15 protein-coding genes are annotated in these 20,016 nt (G+C 26.8%); 5 read left to right on the top strand and 10 right to left on the bottom strand.

Annotation, left to right across the window (positions count from 1 at the left end; all coding sequences use genetic code 11):
- The first annotated feature begins 225 nt into the window (after nt 1–225).
- A complete protein-coding gene (locus tag HH195_RS03245; protein ID WP_196371555.1) occupies nt 226–948 on the top strand; it encodes a class I SAM-dependent methyltransferase in 723 nt (240 codons plus the stop codon).
- Nucleotides 949–1,053: 105 nt separating this feature from the next.
- On the opposite strand, the gene HH195_RS03240 is transcribed toward HH195_RS03245, so the two are convergent.
- Complete coding sequence (locus HH195_RS03240) at nt 1,054–2,244, bottom strand: phosphopentomutase (protein WP_196371554.1); 1,191 nt, start codon at nt 2,242–2,244, stop codon at nt 1,054–1,056.
- 165 nt (nt 2,245–2,409) lie between these two features.
- Between HH195_RS03240 and HH195_RS03235 the strand changes: the two genes are divergently transcribed.
- On the top strand, nt 2,410–2,877 hold the full coding sequence (locus HH195_RS03235; RefSeq protein ID WP_196371553.1) for a spore coat protein: 468 nt from the start codon (nt 2,410–2,412) through the stop codon (nt 2,875–2,877).
- A gap of 84 nt (nt 2,878–2,961) precedes the next feature.
- Here HH195_RS03235 and udp read toward each other — a convergent pair whose 3' ends face one another.
- Entirely contained in the window at nt 2,962–3,741 is a 780-nt protein-coding gene (gene udp, locus HH195_RS03230) for a uridine phosphorylase (RefSeq protein ID WP_196371552.1), read from the bottom strand.
- A gap of 267 nt (nt 3,742–4,008) precedes the next feature.
- Between udp and HH195_RS03225 the strand changes: the two genes are divergently transcribed.
- Complete coding sequence (locus HH195_RS03225; RefSeq protein WP_196371551.1) at nt 4,009–4,503, top strand: FUSC family protein; 495 nt, start codon at nt 4,009–4,011, stop codon at nt 4,501–4,503.
- Nucleotides 4,504–4,739: 236 nt separating this feature from the next.
- A complete protein-coding gene (locus HH195_RS03220) occupies nt 4,740–5,750 on the top strand; it encodes a hypothetical protein (protein ID WP_196371550.1) in 1,011 nt (336 codons plus the stop codon).
- 438 nt (nt 5,751–6,188) lie between these two features.
- On the opposite strand, the gene HH195_RS03215 is transcribed toward HH195_RS03220, so the two are convergent.
- Complete coding sequence (locus HH195_RS03215) at nt 6,189–7,772, bottom strand: hypothetical protein (protein ID WP_196371549.1); 1,584 nt, start codon at nt 7,770–7,772, stop codon at nt 6,189–6,191.
- Between the two features lie 126 nt (nt 7,773–7,898).
- Here HH195_RS03215 and HH195_RS03210 point away from each other — a divergent pair, with 126 nt between their 5' ends.
- The gene (locus HH195_RS03210) at nt 7,899–8,675 is read left to right on the top strand and encodes a hypothetical protein (RefSeq protein ID WP_196371548.1); all 777 of its coding nucleotides are present in this window, start codon (nt 7,899–7,901) and stop codon (nt 8,673–8,675) included.
- 78 nt (nt 8,676–8,753) lie between these two features.
- On the opposite strand, the gene HH195_RS03205 is transcribed toward HH195_RS03210, so the two are convergent.
- From HH195_RS03205 to HH195_RS03175, 7 genes are all read right to left on the bottom strand, one after another.
- The gene (locus HH195_RS03205) at nt 8,754–10,583 is read right to left on the bottom strand and encodes an ABC transporter ATP-binding protein (RefSeq protein ID WP_196371547.1); all 1,830 of its coding nucleotides are present in this window, start codon (nt 10,581–10,583) and stop codon (nt 8,754–8,756) included.
- Nucleotides 10,576–12,339 (bottom strand): ABC transporter ATP-binding protein, encoded by a 1,764-nt coding sequence (locus HH195_RS03200; protein WP_196371546.1) that lies wholly within the window; start codon nt 12,337–12,339, stop codon nt 10,576–10,578. Before HH195_RS03200 ends, HH195_RS03205 begins: the two co-directional genes overlap by 8 nt.
- Before the next feature lie 189 nt (nt 12,340–12,528).
- Nucleotides 12,529–15,405, bottom strand: a complete 2,877-nt coding sequence (locus HH195_RS03195; RefSeq protein WP_196371545.1) for a DUF3427 domain-containing protein — start codon at nt 15,403–15,405, stop codon at nt 12,529–12,531.
- A 56-nt stretch (nt 15,406–15,461) separates the two neighbouring features.
- Nucleotides 15,462–16,613: a flagellin lysine-N-methylase gene (gene fliB, locus HH195_RS03190; protein ID WP_196371544.1), complete on the bottom strand. Its 1,152-nt coding sequence runs from the start codon at nt 16,611–16,613 to the stop codon at nt 15,462–15,464.
- Nucleotides 16,614–16,737: 124 nt separating this feature from the next.
- Entirely contained in the window at nt 16,738–17,394 is a 657-nt protein-coding gene (locus tag HH195_RS03185; protein WP_196371543.1) for a YczE/YyaS/YitT family protein, read from the bottom strand.
- Between the two features lie 263 nt (nt 17,395–17,657).
- On the bottom strand, nt 17,658–19,604 hold the full coding sequence (locus HH195_RS03180; RefSeq protein ID WP_196371542.1) for an NEAT domain-containing protein: 1,947 nt from the start codon (nt 19,602–19,604) through the stop codon (nt 17,658–17,660).
- 1 nt (nt 19,605) lies between these two features.
- Entirely contained in the window at nt 19,606–19,998 is a 393-nt protein-coding gene (locus tag HH195_RS03175) for a YbaN family protein (RefSeq protein ID WP_055258573.1), read from the bottom strand.
- Nucleotides 19,999–20,016: the final 18 nt, after the last annotated feature.

The raw sequence follows: 20,016 nt of genomic DNA, 5'->3' as shown, positions 1-20,016 counted from the left end.
ATATTATATTTAAAAGCTATATTCTACCACAATTCATTATATTTGTATTAAATTACTCTTAATAATTATAAAATATATGTTGTAATATAAAAAAATTTTACATAAAATACACTTTAAATTTATAAACTTAAATAGTAGAAGTATGAAAAGTAGCCATGATGTAAAACTATAAATCAACTACACTGTTTACGATTATCGTAAAAATAATATTTAAGAGGTCAAAATATGGAAATAAAAGAACGTATAAAAAACTATTGGAATAAAAGATGTGAAGATTTTACCAATTTAAGAATATCTGAATTAAATAGCGAACAAAGAGATTTATGGCTTAATATTATTTCATCTAAACTCGATAATACAAAAAAATTAAATATCTTAGATATAGGAACGGGGAGTGGCTTTTTAGCTATTTTAATGGCATCTTTAGGCCATAATGTAACCGGAATTGACTTAAGTCCACATATGATAGATAGTGCTAAAAATTTATCAAAAAATTTAGGATATAATATAAACTTTAAAACAATGGATGCTGAAAATTTAGATTTCCCAAATGAATCTTTTGATGTAATATTATCTAGGAACTTAACTTGGACTCTTCCAAACGTAGAAAATGCTTATACGCAATGGTATAGAGTCCTTAGACCTAATGGAATACTTATGAATTTTGATGCTAATTATGGAAATACCTCTTTTTACGAAGAAACAAAAAAAATAAATAAGGATAATGCACACAAAAATGTAGATTCTAAACTTTTAAAAGAATGTGATAATATAAAAAATGATTTATTAATAAGTTTTAAAAATCGTCCATTTTGGGATATAGAATTCTTAACATCTTTAGGCTTTGAATGTTCTTGTGATTATACAACAATTAATGATAAACTCCATGGCTCTAAAGATAAGTTTTGTAATCCTACTAAAATGTTTGCTCTATATTGTATAAAATAAACATTTAAAACTACTTATAAAAATAGATACAAATTAATATAAATAAAAAATGGATTACTGTAATTTATAGTAATCCATTTTTTAACTTTTAATCTATAAAAACAATTATTTTAATTTATCTAATACAGATTCACCAATTGTATTTTTAGGCATTTCAACCCCAAAATTATCAGTTACAGTAGCACCAATTGTTGCAAATGAATTACTTGTTTCCAATAAACCATGATTTTTCATAGATGGTGAATATGCTAAAAATGGCACATATTCTCTTGTATGATCAGTTCCTGTATAAGTTGGATCATTTCCGTGATCTGCTGTTACTATTAATAAATCATTCTCATTTAATTTATCTAAAACTTTACCTAAATTAACATCAAACATTTCAAGTTCTTTTGCATAACCTTTTGGATTTCTTCTATGTCCCCAAAGAGCATCAAAATCAACTAAGTTTACAAAACATAATCCATTAAAATCTTTATCCATAATTTCTAAAGTTTGCTCCATTCCATGAACTGAACTTTTTGATTTATAACTTTGAGTAATACCTTCTCCATCAAATATATCCTTTATCTTTCCAACAGATATAACATCAAAATTTTTATCTTTCAATGCATTTAAAGCAGTTTCTCCGTAAGGTTTTAAAGCATAATCATGTCTATTACTTGTTCTTTTAAAATTCCCTTTTTTATCTCCTATATATGGTCTTGCAATTACCCTTCCAACTTTCCATTCATCTTTAAGTGTTATCTCTCTTGCAATCTCACAACATCTATATAATTCATCTAAACCAAATGTTTCCTCATGACCACATATTTGAAGAACTGAATCTGCTGATGTATAAACTATCATATCTCCCGTTTTCATTTGATGTTCACCAAGTTCATCTAATATTTCAGTTCCACTTGCACTTTTATTTCCAACTATTTTATGACCAGTTTTTGCACTCAATTCATCTAGTAAGTCCTGAGGGAATCCAGTTTCTGTGAATGTTTTGAAAGGTTTAGTAATATGAAGCCCCATCATTTCCCAATGACCAGTCATAGTATCTTTTCCAACACTTGCTTCTCTCATTTTCATTTGATATCCTAAAGGATTTTCTATTTTTTCCACATGAGCTATTTTATGAAGATTAGAAATCCCCATTTTTCTCATATTAGGTATGTTAAAAGTTTCAACTGATTTTGCAATATGACCCAAAGTATCTACATCTATATCCCCATATTCTTTTGAATCTGGCATTTCACCAATTCCTAATGAATCAATTACAATAACAAAAACTCTTTTGTATTTATTCATATCCAATCACCTCTTTATTTTTATTACACTCTATTTTACTATGCCAATTACTATGCTACAAGATTCATGTTTTCATATCAATAATATTGATTTAAAACAAAGTTTAACTTAAATACTGAATAATTTATAAATTATAGAAAAAACTATGTTTAAGGAGGTATTTTTATGCTTAATTTAAATGATAAAGAAAGAATGTTGTTACAAGATGAAAAGGCGGGAGAAGAACTTTGCATAGAGAAATATAAAAAATATTCAGAAGAAGCTTCAGATCCAGAACTTAAAAACCTTTTTAAAGAACTTATGTCAAAAGAAGAAGATCATCTAAAAACTCTCAACCAAATGCTAACTGGAACTGTTCCAACTTTAAACACTCAACAAAACCAACAAAATTCAAATACTAATGTAAGTTCTGCAAACGTTGATAATAAAAATCAAATTAACTTTAAACAAGACAAAATAATCTGCCAAGATTCCTTAGCTGGTGAAAAATACGTATCTTCAACTTATAATATCACTATTTTTGAAATGCGTGATACTAATGCAAGGCAAGTTTTAAATCATATTCAAAAAGAAGAACAAGAACATGAAGAAAAAATCTATAATTATATGCAGTCACATAACATGTACAACTAAAAATCAACTAACTTTTAATGCTTATTTTAAGAGGTACTGAAAATGTAGTACCTCTTAATCTTTTATTCTAAATTTAAAATAAGTTTAACTATTCTCTCTATCTTCTTTAATTAAATTCCTAATTGCTTCAATTGCAACCTCTATAGCACCTTCAGTATCATGGACTTGTTTATTTTCTAATCCTGCTTTTTCTCTTTCTTGATTTGCAACAACTAAAAAAACTGAACCTACTCTAACTCTTAAATAACTTCCAACTATAAATAAAGATGCACTTTCCATCTCTGATGCTAAACATCCACACTTAATCCAAGCATCCCATTTATTTATCAAATCATAACCAATTGGCATTTTTTCTGGTGAATGTTGTCCATAAAAAGAATCTTTACTTTGAACCACTCCTGTATGATAACTTTTCTTTAAAGTTTTGCTTGCTTTTACAAGAGCATTTATAACGTCTAAATTTGCCACTGCTGGAAATTCTATTGGAACATATTCTCTAGTAGTTCCCTCCATTCTTATAGAACCTGTGGCAACAACAACATCTCCTCCCTTTATATTTATATCCATACCTCCACAAGTACCAACTCTTATAAATGTATTAGCTCCACAATTAACCAATTCTTCTAACGCAATAGAAGCTGATGGGCCACCTATTCCTGTTGATGTTACACTCACCATTTCTCCATCTAAATATCCTGTATAAGTTACAAATTCCCTATTATCTGCAACTAACTTTGCATTTTCTAAATGTTTAGCTATCTTCTCACATCTTTTTGGATCTCCTGGCATAATCACATATTTACCAACTTCCCCTGGTGCTACTGCTATATGATATTGTCTATCAGAACCTTGTGTATAAATCATTTCAATTCTCCTAACTTTAAACTATAATTTATTAATTATCTGTATATCTAATAATAACATAATTACAATCTTCGAACAATCGTTTACATTTTTATTATTTATATACAAAAAAATATTATAATAAATATTTACTCATTCAGTCAATATCTATAAAAATATTAAAAAAATTTTAACATTTATTGTGTAGAAATTATATTTTTTTAAGCCTAAAATAAAAAGAGTTTATTTATAAAAATAATCTTATCAAAGAAAGGTTAAACTTATATTATGAACAAGAAACTTGAATTACCAAAAGTAGGAGCAAGAATTCAAAAAACAGCTCTTTCAGTATTTATATGCATGATAATACCTCATCTATTAAATATGGAATATCCTTTTTATGCTTGTATAGCTGCTGTTATTTGTTTAAAAGATTCTCATGAAAACACTGTAAAAATGGGAGTAAATAGGATGATAGGAACCTTAATTGGTGGATGTGCTGGTATTTTATCAACGTTTTTATTTCTTAAATTTAATAACTACTATTTTGAATGCATAGTTACTTCTCTTTTATGCATAGTTGTAATTTACATATGTAAAGTTTTAAAAAAACCTGGCTCTGTTACAATAGCTTGTGTAGTTTTACTTGCAAATACTCTTTTAATCAAACAAGAACCAAACTATATATATACCATAAATAGAATTATTGAAACATTTATAGGAATTATTGTAGCTACATTAGTAAATAGATTTATATTTCCTTATAAAAAGGATGAAAAGTAAATTTTAAATTAATCCTTCTAAGATTTATCTTAGAAGGATTTTATGATTTAAATTTTAAATCCAAATTACATATAGATATTTTTAAAAACCTTTAGCAACTAAATTTAACTTAAAATTTCATTTTAAAAGTACCAAAATTTATCACTTTTCATACTATAATAATATAATTTATTTTACAATATTTCAAAAAACTTATATTGCTTAACAAAAATCAATTAAAAAAGGAGACTTTTCTTATGGCATGTGATAATACAGTTCGAGTTCTTAAAGGCTCAATACTAACATTTGAATCTGAAGTTCAAATTTGTAATCCAACAACTCAATTAAACAGCTTGCAATTTGAAGATACCTTACAAAGTGGGTTAAAAGTAGTTAACAATGGTGATACTGGAAAAGCTGATGTAGAGGTATTAGTGGGAACACTTATTACTGTTTCTATAGAAGGTGCTATTACTACTGATATTAACACCAATATTGATACTTTAACAGTTGATATACCTAAAGATAATCTTAACACTGATTATCCAGTAACCGTAAAAGTTAAATTTCAAGCTACAGTAGATGATTTAGATAAGCTTTTAGAAAACGCTGACGATCCTACTAATGCTGGTAAATTAACTAATACAGGTACTTTTACTGCACTTGATAATGCTGGTGCATCTATAGGTAAACCTGCTACTGTTACATTAGCTGACACAAATGTAGAAGAATATTCTCCAGAAGTATCTGGATATTCTATAACAGTTTGCCCATCAGAAAATGATGGTAAATTTGAAGCTAAATTATGTCTAAATACTATATGCGGAGATTATACTGATGGTAAATATGTTTTAGATGTTACAGCTCCAGATGGAATTAGTTTCTATGAAGATGCTACATCTACACCTCCAGCAGCTGTTGAATCTTACACAGGATGTTGTTGCAAATCCACTAAAATTGAAATGGCTACCTCTCCTGTAATTAGTGCTGACAATAAAACAGTTACTATAACTATTACACATGATGAAGTTGATGTAGCATTAGAAAATGACACTGATGATTCATGCAATAACAATATATCAGTATATATTCCTTGTAAATTTGATAATGCTGCTTCTGCTTGCACAAACGAACCTCTTATTATTAATGGTTCTATGAAATTTACAGATAATACTGATAACACCTTAGCTGAACTTAAAAACTTTGCTTTATATGTTAACGTTGATTGTGGAAATCTTGTAGGCGTAAGTAAAACTATTCTTTGCTAATTCTATTAAATATTCTTTATAAAGCACTATAAATATAATTTATAGTGCTTTATGATTTTTAATGAAAATCACAAAGCTATAATCTAGCATAATATATAACATATAAATTTTTGTTTAAAAAGGAGGCTTATTTATGGATTGTGATACACTTCAAGTAGTTGACGGTTCAGTTTTAACCTTTGAAGCCATAACTAGACTTTGTGAATCACCTATACCTCCATCAAATATAACAGCAAATTATACATTTGAATTTAATAATTATTTATCCGATAGATTAAAAATAAATAATAGTAATGCTGTAGAAGTATATTTTTCTAAAGATAATATTAATTATAAAAAAATTACAAATTTCAATAAAATTATTATTCTATATCCTGAAATTGGATCTAACTTAGGATATTATTTAGGTGTTACTACTCCTATTAACGAGATAAAATTTTATTCTATATTTATAAAAAAGCTTTTTATAGCTTGCCAAATAGATTTTTTCTTTGTTTTTTCACTATCTTGTTCTTTCATTTCTTCTTTTTCTTTAATTTCATTACCATCATCTATATTTTCTAAACTTTCGCTATAGCCACTTTCTTTATTTATCTCTATTATATTTTCCTCTATAGCAGAATTTTCTTCATCCTGCATAACTTCTTCTAAGTTTTCTGTATCTTTTATTGTTTCACTTTTTCTATATTCTATATCTAAATTATCACCTTCTTTATTCACTATTTCTTCCATTTCTATTTTTTCCTCTTGTTCTTTATTTTGTAACTTTTCTATATCTTTTAGTAATTTTTCAGTTTCATTTTCTTTCTCTATCAATTCTATATCATCACCTAAATATTTTTTTATTAATTCACCATTTTTTCCATTATAATTTATATCATTTACATTTCCGCCTCTTCCACCTATTCCTTCAACAATATTTATATTATCTACTTTTACTTTAACCTTTCCATTAGAATTTACTATACTACCACTATTCCCACCATCAAATCCTCTTATAGCTTTTCTATCTATAAAACTTCCTGAATCTCCTCCACTACCTAAAATAACCTTTATGTTATCACCCATTGTAATACTTGATACTACAGCTGTTTCTTTTTCTATTAACGAAATTATATTTCCTGCATTTCCTCCCTTTACCATACTAAATTCATATTTATCTTGGACACCACCACCATTTCCAGCTTTCAAAATAGTATTATTATCTATATTAATTATTCCAGCTCCCATACATATAGCACAGCCACCATTTCCACAAACTCCACTACTGTAATTTCCTATACAACTACCACCATCACCAGCATTTATCTCTAGTATTCCATTTCCTTTTTTCTCAATTTTTCCATTATTTTTGATGTATATACCATTTTCACCTACATCTGCTAGTCTGTCTTCAGATATACTTTCGATGTTTTTTCCATTTTCTCCAGTTATCTTTACATTAATATCATCTAATATTGTAATAGATGATATATCTTCTACATCTGTATTATAAAACCCTATACCGCATCCACTACCTAATATGTTTTCGTTTTTATATCTATAATCATTTTTACCACTTATAATCTCAACAAAACCTTGTCCAGAAAATATAAGATTTCCAGCTCCCTCTGTATAAAAACTACTTCCAATAGTAGGTATTCCACATCCTCCACTTAATTTTAAAAATCCATCTTCCTTCCCTTTAATTTCTAAGGTTTGATTATTAGTTACACATATTGAAATATTTCCTCCACTGCTTATACTGTTTGTTCCAGAAAATACTAAATAATTTTTATAATCATGCTTTTCTCCAGATGCAAAATTTATTGCTATATCCTCTTTAGAATCTAATACTAAATCATTTATGTTTATTACTAAATCTGAATTTCTTTTCTTAATAAATATCTTAAAATTACACATTTCACCATTACTGGTTAATGTAATTTCATTAATATTTTCATTGATTGTTATAGTTTTGTTATATAAATCATCACACACACACGTGTTTAAATTTATTACATCACCATTTTTTATACTCATAAATTCCTCCTAATTTGCTAGTTATATAATTAATCATATGATGCCATTTGTGTTTCATATTCAAAAAGTACACATTTATTTTTTTTAAACATAATATAAATAATAATAATTTTTAAGGGAAGAGTTATGATTAATATAAAGAAAGAAATATTTTTAAAACCAAACTCCTTAAACAAAGATAAGGAAATAGAATTTTGTATTTTTGATTGTTCTATTAATAATAAAAAAAGTGATATATACACCGATACAGAATATATAAAAATAAAAAACAAAGATATCATTTTAACTGATTTAATTATAAAAAATACCTTAAACACTAAATTAACAGATGTTAAATTTAAAATCTGTAATACTGATTTTTTTAAATTTATTCCTTCATCACTAAGGAACACCTATACAAGAGAGGTCTATACATCTGAAAGTATAACTTGTAATATATTTTATTTAGGTACTTTACAACCTAATGAAGTATTAAATCTTAAATTTAACATGTTATTTAATCTAGATTCTTTAAATTCTTCATCTAATAATTCCTTAAAATTTTTAAATGAATTAGATGCAGAATTAAAAAATATGAAACTTACAATAGATCAAGCAGTGCTAAGAGTAGTTACAAGACCTAAAGAAGATAAAATTGAAATTGAAAATATAGGATCTAAAGAATTAAAAAACATAATTTATAACTATGAGATTCCTGAAGGTTATATAATTGATACTAAATCTATTAAATACAATCTTAATGGAGCGTTATGTAATATTTTCTTTAAAACTATAAAGAATAATATTGTTTTTAAATTTAGCAATATACCAGGAAATACTTATGATAATAAAAAAATTATTATTTCTTTAAAGCATATTGATACAAATACACTTCTAGGTCCATCATCCATGATTCTTAATTAATAAAATTTATTAATAATTTAATAGCCACCTTAAAATTGGTGGCTATCCTACTTTAACTTATTTATTTCTTTTAATAATTTATGAAATTCTTTCAAACTGACTATTATAAAGTTCTGAATAAAAACCACCTTTAGATAAAAGTTCTTCATGATTTCCACTTTCTATAATGTCCCCATCTTTCATTACAAGAATTAAATCCGCATTTCTTATAGTAGATAACCTGTGTGCTATAACAAAAGATGTTCTTCCTACTGTTAATTTATCCATAGCTCTTTGAATGAGTTCCTCAGTACGAGTATCGACAGAGCTTGTAGCTTCATCTAGTATAAGAAGAGGTGCTTTTTCTACCATTGCCCTTGCAATTGTTATAAGTTGTTTTTGTCCTGTTGAAAGATTGACTTTATCATTTAAAACAGTATCATACCCCATCGGAAGTGATTCTATAAAGTGGTGAATTCCAACTGCTTTGCAAGCATTTATTACTTCATCATCACTTATCCCCTCTTTGCTATACACTATATTCTCTTTTACACTGCCCTCAAATAGCCAAGTATCTTGTAAAACCATACAAAAAAAATCATGTACATTTTCTCTTGTTAATTTCTTCGTGCTAATTCCATCTATTTTTATTTCCCCACTATTAACTTCATAAAACCTCATAAGAAGATTTACTATAGTTGTTTTTCCAGCACCAGTTGGTCCAACTATTGCTATTTTTTGACCTGGTAATACATGAACTGAAAAATCATTTATTATAATTTTTTCAGGAGTATATCCAAATTTCACATTTTTAAACTCTACATCACCTTTTGAACTTGTCAAAATCTCAGTTTTATAACTTTCATCTTCAAGTTCTGTCTCATCTAAAAATTCAAATACTCTCTCACTTGCCGCTGCTGTTGACTGCATATTAGTAAACGCCTGTGCTATTTGAGATAATGGCCTTGTAAACAATCTTACATATATCATAAATGCTACAATAACACCAAAGGTAATTTTATTATCAAGAGCCATCGTTCCACCTACAACACACACAGTTACATAAGCAAAATTCCCTATAAACCCCATTAAAGGCATCATAAGTCCAGACAAAAATTGAGATTTCCAAGCACTTTCATATAACTTCTCATTTATTTTATCAAAAGTTTTTTTTGCTTTTTCCTCACCATTATAAACTTTTACAATAACATGCCCACTATAAATTTCCTCTATATGTCCATTTATCTTTCCTAAATATTTTTGTTGTCCCAAAAAATATTTTTGCGATTTTGAAATAATTAATATCATAAATAAAAAACCTATTATTGTTGCAATAACAGCAGAAAAAGTCATAATTAAATTAGTTTTTAACATCATAAATAAAGATCCTAAAAATAATGTGACCTCACTAACTAATACACCAATACTTTGATTCATGGTTTGCCCTATAGTATCAACATCATTTGTCACCCTACTTAAAACATCTCCGTAACTCATTGAATCAAAGTACTTAAGAGGCAATCTATTTATCTTTTCTGAAATATCAGTCCTTAAACTTTTTGAAAGCCTCTGTGTTACAGTTGCCATTATAAATCCTTGAATATAATTAAACACAAAACCTAAACCATAAAGTATAGAAAGAAAAACTGCTATTTTCTGAACTTTTTCTAAATCAATTCCACTTATTAATCCGTCTGTTATTAAATCTGTTATTTGACTTAACTTATTGGGACCTACTATAGTAAAAATAGTACCTATAATTGCAAAAATAAAGGCAACTATTATTTGAGGTATACAGAATTTACAATACAAAACTAATTTTTTCCAGCTCTTTAAGAAGTTTTCTGGTTTTTCAAAATTATTAATGCCTCTTTTCGAAGGACCACCTACCATTTTGTGATTTCTTCCCTTAAAAATCTCATTACTCATCCTCAAGCTCCTCCTTAGACAATTGCGAATACGCTATTTCTCTATACACTTTACATGTCTTTAAAAGTTCTTTATGAGTACCCATTCCAACTATTTCTCCCTCATCTAAAACAATTATTTTATCAGCATTTTTAATGGTTCCAATTCTTTGTGCAACAATTATATTAGTTGCATCTACTGTTTGTTTTTTAAGCTCTAAACGAAGATTTCTATCTGTCTTATAATCAAGAGCTGAAAACGAATCATCAAATATATAAATCTCAGGATTTTTATAAATAGCTCTTGCAATATTAAGCCTTTGCTTTTGCCCACCAGATACATTAGTTCCACCTTCTGCAATATTCCCATTGTAAGTATTTTTCATATTTTCAATGAAATCTGTCCCCTGAGCAACACTTATAGATTTTTTCACTTTTTCTAAAATTTCATCACCAGTTTCATCTATTCCATAAGCTACATTAGATAAGACTGTCCCACTAAACAAAATAGCTCTTTGTGGCACATAACCTAATTTATTATTAAGATCTTTTTTCCTATATTCTTTAACATTTATTCCATCAACTAAAACTTCCCCACTCGTTGCATCATAAAGTCTTGGGATAAGATTTATAAGAGTACTTTTCCCACTCCCTGTCGACCCAATAAAAGCAACAATTTCACCTTTGTGCGCTGTAAAGCTTATGTTTTTTAAAGCATACTCTTTAGCATCTTTATATTTAAAGCTAACATTTTTAAATTCGATTTCACCTCTTAATGAAATATCTGAAACATTTTTTTGTCCATCTAATATACTAAGTTTTGTATCTAATACCTCATTAATTCGTTTTGCACAAACTGTAGCTCTTGGAAGTATTATGAAAATAATTGTTAACATCATAAATGCCATAACAACTTGTACTGCATAAGCTGAAAAAACTACCATATCACTAAATAAAGACAATTTATCTTGCATACTTGCTCTTTGTATTAAATAAGCCCCAATCCAATAGACAGCAAGATTTAAGCCATTCATAACAAGTCCCATGCTAGGATTCATAATTGCCATTATCCTATTTGCAAAAAGATTATTAGATGTTAAATCATTGTTAGCATTTTCAAATTTTTTCTCTTGATAACTTTCTGCATTATATGCCCTTATTACTCTAAGTCCTGTTAAATTTTCACGTGTGATATTATTTAAATTATCTGTCAAACCTTGAATTTTTTTGAATTTAGGAATTGCAAAAGTTATAATAATAATATTTATAACTAAAAGAAATATAACTGCTCCAGCTGTTGTTGTTGTCCACTGCCAATTTTTATCTGATATTTTTATAATTGCCCAAATTGCCAGAATTGGAGCTTTAATAATCACTTGAAGTCCCATAGCTATAAACATTTGAATTTGAGTTATGTCGTTTGTTGAACGAGTAATTAAACTTGCTGTGGAAAAATTATTAATTTCATCCATAGAAAAAGATTCTACTTTATTAAAAACTTTACTACGAATCCTCATAGAAAAAGCTGCTGCAACTTTTGATGCAAAAAAGGCTACAATAGCACAAGAAATTAAACTTCCAAACGCACATAGCATCATGTGCCCTCCTGATATCAAAATATCTTCCATAGTACTACCCTCTAGTTGTACAAGCGTTGTAATTTCAGACATATAGTCTGGAAGCTTTAAATCAAGCCATACTTGAACTAATATAAATATTACACTAAAAAATACAAATAACCATTCCTTAGATTTTAAATATTTAAATATTTTTAGCAAAAGTGTTAATCCTCCTATATTTTTTAATTTAAAATAAAGCCGCCAAAATTGGCGACTTTAAAATTTAAGCTACACATTATATATATATTTAAAATCAATTTTATTTTATGACAGTTATTTATCTCTAAAAAAATTACTATCTACAAATTACAAACATTATTTAAAATTAATAAATTCTATAATTATTTTTTATTTTAATTCATTATATATTCTAGTGGCTACTTTATTTCTTAATTTTAAATGTACAGTTATTGGCTTTTCTCCTTCATGATAAACAGTATCTACCATTCCCATATAAATATATGGCTCAATTATTCCATCAATTTGTCTGTGTTTTCTAACAAATAAGTGCATATTTATGTTTTTTTCAACATTATTTATAAGCTTTTGACCAATTTCCGATTCTAAAGTTGTTGAACTTGAACTTTGCCAAACAAAAATATCTCTTCCTATAAATTCATTTTCATGATTTATACCCTCTTTTATTCCTTCTTCTTTTTCCATCCCTACAAACATATACCAATTATTGCCATTAGTCTTTAAACCGCCCATGCCGTACCCACCAAATTTTTTAGTAGCATTAGACATTCTAACAACATCATCTCTTGTATATCTACTATAAAGTTTTAAAAATGGCATACCATAGTTTTTCCTTCCAAACTCTCTTTCATAAGCTAATAACCCATAATTTATACAATCATTTATATACAACTTAAACTTCTCATTCTGTATAACTTCTTTAATTTCAGATGCTAAAATTATTTTATTCCCATAATCTTCTATGAAATTAAAATTACTTTCCTTTTTACTATGATAATCTCCTCTTAAACACTCTATTGTATAATTAAAAGTTTTATCATCTATAAAATCTATATACTTTTCTATATCATTTTTAAGTTGATTTCTTGTAGATACACCATTTTTTATAAGATATCTTAAAATTAAAAATTCAAAAGGTCTTTTCAATGGTAACTTCCCTGTTATATCTTTTAAAACAAATTTAAATTTTTCATTTTTTAATAGCTTTGTATCTTCAAAATTTTTTTCCACCTTTTCTAAAAATCCAAGATAACTCTTACTAGGAACAGCTCCTATAAATTTCAAAGGATTAGGGGCTCCTTCAAATAAGAAATAATCAGCTAAAAAATTTACAACTTTTCCACCATTAATCTTTTTAAATTCATTATACTCTTCTTTTAAATACTTCATATTATTAAAGTTTTCACTATTTATCTGAGAAAATATTCTTTCCTTAGCTATTTCATCCATTTCAATATTTGTGCACCCTGCTATATTAGAAAAGTTGCTTTTTATAGAAGCCTTTAAACTTTCCTTGTCATAATACTTTGCACCATTTAAAGCTATAGCAATTTGAAATGCCTTATTATAATTACCTATAAAATCTAACACAGTTAAGAATTCTTTTTCTTTGTACTTTCTAAGACCTCTACCTAATTGTTGTATGAAAATTATAGATGATTGAGTTGGTCTTAACATTAAAATTAAATTTATAGATGGAATATCAATACCCTCATTAAATAAATCTACAGTAAAAATAACTTCTAATCCATTATTATCATCTTCTAATTTTTTAATTTCATCTTGCCTTTTATTAACTGAATCACCCCCTGTTAATGCTATACTTTTTATACCCCTTTTATTAAATTGATTGGCCATAAATTTTGCATGTTCAACACTTGCGCAAAATCCAACAGCCTTTCTCTTATATCCATCAAAGCCATAAAAATTCATTTTTTCTATTATAAAATCTACTCTTTCATTAATTTCAAGAAGTTTTGAAAGCCTTTGTATATCATTAATATCTATCCCTGTGTAATCTATCAAATCTATATCAGTTATCCCAAAATAGTGGAATGGAACTACTAATTTCTTTTCTAAAGCTTCATTCAATCTAACTTCTAAAGAAATATTATTATCAAAAATGGAAAATATATCTTTCCCTTCTGTCCTCTCAGGGGTTGCTGTAATTCCTAATAAAAATTTAGGCTTAAAGTAATCTATAACTTTCTTATAAGTTTCTGAAGCACTATGATGGGCTTCATCTATAACTATATAATCAAATTCATCTTCTTTAAAATCATTGTAATAAGTTGACATACTTTGAATAGTGGCAAAAAGATATTCTTTTCCATTTTCTTTTATATTTCCTGTAAATAACCCAAATTCTTTATATGGCATTATTTTTTTATAATCTAAAATAGCTTTTCTTAAGATATCCTCTCTATGTACAATAAAAAGCATTTTTCTAGGATTAAATTCCTGTACATCAAATGCTGACATATACGTTTTTCCCGTACCCGTCGCTGCTATAACAAGACTTTTATTCCCTCCATGCTCTCTTAATCTTCTTAAATTCTCTAAAGCTTCCTTCTGCATAACATTAGGTGTTATCTTTTCATATTTTAATAAAAATTTTTTTGTACTCTCCTCTATATTAGTCTTTTTTATATCCTTTAAAAAAGTATCATAATCATTTATAAAATTATCATTGACTTCATAGCATTCATTATAAAGTTTATAATAAGCATCCATTACATCCTTTGAAAATCCATAATCTTTTTTGCTTATTATTTTTACATTCCATTCTTCATTACTCTTTAAAGCACTTTGAGTTAGGTTAGATGAACCAATATATATTTTATAATTTTTTTCATATTCAAATATGTAAGCCTTAGTATGAAAACCTCTTAATTTTTCATCAGTAACAAATATTCTTAAATCTATATTATTAAACTCCTTTAACTTTTTTAAAGCACCAACTTGCGTAAAATTTAAATAAGTTGAAGTTATTATTGTACCCTTAATGTTGTTTTCTGCTAAATTTTTTAAGTCATCTAAAATTAATTGTAATCCTGAAAAATTAATAAAAGCTACACTAAAATAAAAGCCCTTGCAAGTTTTAAAAGCTTCTTTTAATTCTAATAAAAAGTTTTCACCTTCACCATTTGTTATAAGCTTATGTTCTAAAAAATCCTCACTATACTCTCTTACCTCTTCTTCTATATTATCCAACCTTGTTAAATCTAACTTTGTTTGTATATACATAAAATTTCCTTTCTACTTTAATTTACCCCACAAATTATTTGATTATGTTCTATAAATTAGTTAAGTATTGTAACTATAATTTCATCACTATCAAATATGTCTCTAGTTTCAAACACCTCTTGCAATGCTTCTATATTTTCATCAGAATGCTCTACATCTTTAGAATACATATGCACTATATCAACTAAATCTTCTTCTATAAAGTTACCTTTCTCTATCCATCTTACAATAGATAATTCCTTAATCATCAACATACTTATTATAGCTAATTTTATTTTTGCAGACACATCATAATCAAATATTGCTTTCATAAAATATCTAAATATAAAATAAACTAAAATATTTTCAAATTTAAACAAACTTTTTTTATAATAATCATCAAATTCTTTATGTTTATATGTAAGTAAATTCTTATTTTCTTTAAAATATTTTAATGCATTGTTTAAACATAGTGGATCATTTTCATTTATATGTCTAATATCTTTATAAACTTTGAAATATTCATATATATTTTTATATTTATCACCATATTTTTGCTTATAAGTAGATAAACTTTTTATTATTTTATCTAAAAACTTCTCATTGTTATATTCTTCTATGACATCTAATATTTCCGCCATATCTCCTAAATCTATTTTATCTTGAATCTCCTTAACAAATTTAAGTATTATACAAATTCTAATATCTAAGCCTAAATGTTTTTTTTGTAAAATACTAAAAATAACACTTCTACAATTTAAAAGATTCAAAAAAACATCTTTATCAATATCACCCTCTAAAATATTTTCTGTTGTACTCTCACTTAATTTAAAATTAAAATTTTCTTCTGATTTTAATATTATTCTTGCAGATTCAGGGCAAGATAAAGAAATTCCAACTTCCTTTAAGTCAAAAAATTCTTCAGTATATCTTGGATATTCCTTGCATGTATGACATAGATAATCCTCTCCAAGGTTAGAGTAAATATCACATAGATTATGTTTATTTAAAAATGAACAATTTCCATTATCTAAAAGAAAAACTACATCTCCGTCCTCATCTTTAATTATTTTACTTTTTAAAACTTCTCCAAATTCATTATTTACATTTTTATAACGCTCATTTGTTATCTCATCAATAACTATTCCCCATCCTGCACAGCATGTATCTTCACACTTTTGTGCTATACACTTAAAATCATCAAAATAACTTGGTACTCTTACTTTCATCTTATAAACTTCCTTTTTATTATAATTAAAATCTTACCTTTTATTATAATAATTTATAACTTTAAGTTTCAATAATAATAAAATATAAAAAAAGCTAAGGATCTTCCTTAGCTTTTAATTTATTTTAAGCTGCTACAACTTTATCTTCTTCTTTATTTGAACCAACTATTAAATCAACAACTTTTTTACCATGAGGCAAACAAAATTGTATAAATGGTCCCATAGCAAGCATTGCAATTATTGTTCCAACTCCAACTGTTCCTCCAATTAAAAATCCAACTATTAAAAATGTTGCATCTAAAGCAATTCTTATATATTTATATTGTACTTTAGTTTTATCTTGAATTATAAATGGAACTATATCATTTGGAGCAACTCCAACATCACTTCCAGAAACTAATGAAAATCCTGCTGCTATTATAAATACTCCAAGCACAACGATTAACATTTTAACAAAGAAGTTTGCAGATGCTATTGGAAATATTGATACAATTTTTGAAGATAAATCTATTATTGGACCAACCCCAACAACACAGATTAAAGTTCCTATTTTTATACGTTTTCTTTCTATAAAAAGTATTGCAACAATTAATACAATTAATATTATTCTATTAGCTTGTCCAGGTGTTTTACCAAGTGTATTTGCTAACCCTTGTGTAAAAACTGTAAATGGATCTGAACCTATATTAGTTTCTAAAAACATAGCTACCCCAAACTGTATAACACTCATACCTATAAAAAATAAAATTACTCTTTTTATAAAATTCATTGTCTTATTCATTAAGCCTCACCCCTACTATGATTAATTTTACATTTAATCTGCGAATCGTTTGCATTTCCTACTGCTTGTATTTATTTTATAATACATTTTTTACATTGTCAATGTTTTCATTCAAAAAAAGTCAAAAACATTTATTTTTAAGAAAAAAAAGTTTTTAATATATTATTTTAATAATAATTTAATATATGTAAAATTATAGTATAAAAACTATATTAAAATAGAACAACTATTTTAATATAGTTTTTGTTAAAATAATATTCATACTATTTTTTTATATTTTTCTTTTTATTTCTCAAGAATATTACTGCTAACCCTCCTAATATTCCAGTTGTTATCATTGTTGTTAATGTTGATATTATAATAGTTTTAAAGGCACTTGTTCCATTGTCATTGCTAGGTGTATTTAGTGAAGCTAAAGTTTGAATTGCTGATTCATCTTCTTCTGCTTCATTTTTAGCTACCTCACCCTCTTCTACTAATGTCATAGTATCTTCTAAAAGCGATACTCCAAATTCTATTGTTTTGTTTATTGGCACTATAAGCATAGACATTTTTATTTCATCATTTACACTACCTATTTCAAACTTAAAAGTGCTTGTACCTTTATCCTCATCACTAATATTTTTCATAGAATATTCTACTTCTTTACCATTAACCATTATTTTTATATTGTCCATAGCACTAGTACCTACAAAAGTTAGAGTTAAGTAATATTTTCCATCAATCTCCTCTAAAGTACTTGTACTATTTAAATATTTTTTAACCATCATTTTTCCAACAGCACTATCACTTACAACTTCATTTTCTATTGTATACTTTTTAAAATATTCTGTTGCTTCTATTTCTTCTAATTCACTATTACTCTCCGTTTTGCTTTTGCTAGTTTTATCTCCTGTTGTAGATGATTTAGAATTTGAATCGTTATTTGATGAATTTCCACTAGTACTACTAGTATTATTATTATTTTTTGAAGAATTAGTTGATGTTACTGCTAAAGTACTAGCTGTTCCCAAAGATTTATTAACCTCTGTCTTGCTTATTTGTTGCATAGTATTTTCTAAAATATCCACACCAAATGATATATTCATATCTGACATAGTTATATAGGCTGAAAGAGTTATCTTTGAATTTACACTACCTACTTTAAATCTTATGTCTTTAGTATTATTTGAGCTATTACTTCTAACAGTTTCATAATTTACATTAGTACCATCAACAGAAACTTTTACATTAGTCATAACGTCAAGCTGTGACAATCCTAAAGTCACATACGTTACACCATCTATAACCTCTATATAAGAAGTGCTACTTACAGCAGCCCTAGCTGCACTATATCCAATCGGACTATTTGACAATATTCCATTTTGGACTTTATAAATAACAGTATTTGTATTTTGTGTTGCTGTTGGAGCTTGTATACTACTTGAATTATTATTTGCCCCTGTATTACCTGCTCCATTTCCCAATGTATTACTGTTTTGTCCTATATCATTTCCACTACTAGGTTTATTACTGTTATTATTAGGCTTATTATTGCTACTATTATCATTATTAGGTGGGGTAGTATTATTTTGATTATTATTTTGATCATTATCCTTGTTATTTTCTATATTTTCATTATTATTTTCATCATTTGGAGTGTTATTAGGATTATTATCTGGAGTTTCAGTGCTATCATCTGGTGTGTTTTCAGAATCTTGTTCATTATCCCCTATATTTTCATTATTATCATCTGGTGCTATATCTATATTTGCAGTATCTAATAACACTCTAAACGAAACATCCATTACATGAAAACCTAAATTTATCACAGTTGCAACTTCAATATTATCTTCTAAAGAATTTAAGTTAAACTCTACCTCAATTGATTTATCCCCAGTTTCTGTTTGTGAATAAGAAACCTCTTCTCCATTTACTTTAATTCTAATATTAGTCATTATGTTTTTCTCAGTAAACTCTAAACTAGCTTTAATACCATCTTCTGATATAGTAATTTTACTTTCTTCTGTTACGTATTTTCTAGCTGATGACTGAGCATCTGAATCAACTCTTAAAGTACTATTAGATACATTATAAACCCCATGCGCATATTTTTTATTTTCGCTACTAAAACTCTCTATCTCATTATTTTCCGTGGCAAAAACTTCTACCGGCATATACCCTGCCATAAGAGATGCTGCTATCATTAATGCTATTATATTTTTTTTCATTTTAAAAATCCCCCTCTTTAACTGGTTTTATAGTTTTTATTTTAAATATAAAATAATAAAATTTAAAAAATATTAATGCTACTAAAAGTATTTTTACATGCAAGTTATCTAATAAAATAAGCGGAAAAGCCATCATAAAATCTGCAAAAGCAAGAATTGTAATCTTCTGTTTTAATGTCATGGCTTTTTCTTTAACAAAACTTTCTAGATGCTTTTTATAAATCTTACTTTCAGTAAACCATTTATGAAACCTTTCAGAGCCTTTAGCAAAACAAAAAGAAGCCAAAAGTAAAAAAGGTGTAGTAGGTAAAACAGGTAGTATTACTCCTATTGCCCCTAATAAAAATGCAATTAATCCTACTGCTATATAAATATATTTTTTAATTTTATTCATATAAAAAACTCCTTACAC

Source organism: Candidatus Sarcina troglodytae, assembly GCF_015708635.1.
Taxonomy (GTDB): Bacteria; Bacillota; Clostridia; order Clostridiales; family Clostridiaceae; genus Sarcina; species Sarcina ventriculi.
Note: the sequence above shows the minus strand (reverse complement) of the source record. Positions and strands in the feature narration are given on the sequence as shown.

What these genes read in the sequence shown, in the direction of transcription:
- HH195_RS03235 (WP_196371553.1), top strand. Translation starts at nt 2,410, where the DNA reads ATGCTTAATTTAAATGATAAAGAAAGAATGTTGTTACAAGATGAAAAG.
- HH195_RS03210 (WP_196371548.1), top strand. Translation starts at nt 7,899, where the DNA reads ATGATTAATATAAAGAAAGAAATATTTTTAAAACCAAACTCCTTAAAC.
- fliB (WP_196371544.1), bottom strand. Translation starts at nt 16,613, where the DNA reads ATGAAAGTAAGAGTACCAAGTTATTTTGATGATTTTAAGTGTATAGCA.
- HH195_RS03225 (WP_196371551.1), top strand. Translation starts at nt 4,009, where the DNA reads ATGAACAAGAAACTTGAATTACCAAAAGTAGGAGCAAGAATTCAAAAA.
- udp (WP_196371552.1), bottom strand. Translation starts at nt 3,741, where the DNA reads ATGATTTATACACAAGGTTCTGATAGACAATATCATATAGCAGTAGCA.
- HH195_RS03175 (WP_055258573.1), bottom strand. Translation starts at nt 19,998, where the DNA reads ATGAATAAAATTAAAAAATATATTTATATAGCAGTAGGATTAATTGCA.
- HH195_RS03180 (WP_196371542.1), bottom strand. Translation starts at nt 19,604, where the DNA reads ATGAAAAAAAATATAATAGCATTAATGATAGCAGCATCTCTTATGGCA.
- HH195_RS03215 (WP_196371549.1), bottom strand. Translation starts at nt 7,772, where the DNA reads ATGAGTATAAAAAATGGTGATGTAATAAATTTAAACACGTGTGTGTGT.
- HH195_RS03245 (WP_196371555.1), top strand. Translation starts at nt 226, where the DNA reads ATGGAAATAAAAGAACGTATAAAAAACTATTGGAATAAAAGATGTGAA.
- HH195_RS03185 (WP_196371543.1), bottom strand. Translation starts at nt 17,394, where the DNA reads ATGAATAAGACAATGAATTTTATAAAAAGAGTAATTTTATTTTTTATA.
- HH195_RS03220 (WP_196371550.1), top strand. Translation starts at nt 4,740, where the DNA reads ATGGCATGTGATAATACAGTTCGAGTTCTTAAAGGCTCAATACTAACA.
- HH195_RS03195 (WP_196371545.1), bottom strand. Translation starts at nt 15,405, where the DNA reads ATGTATATACAAACAAAGTTAGATTTAACAAGGTTGGATAATATAGAA.
- HH195_RS03205 (WP_196371547.1), bottom strand. Translation starts at nt 10,583, where the DNA reads ATGAGTAATGAGATTTTTAAGGGAAGAAATCACAAAATGGTAGGTGGT.
- HH195_RS03240 (WP_196371554.1), bottom strand. Translation starts at nt 2,244, where the DNA reads ATGAATAAATACAAAAGAGTTTTTGTTATTGTAATTGATTCATTAGGA.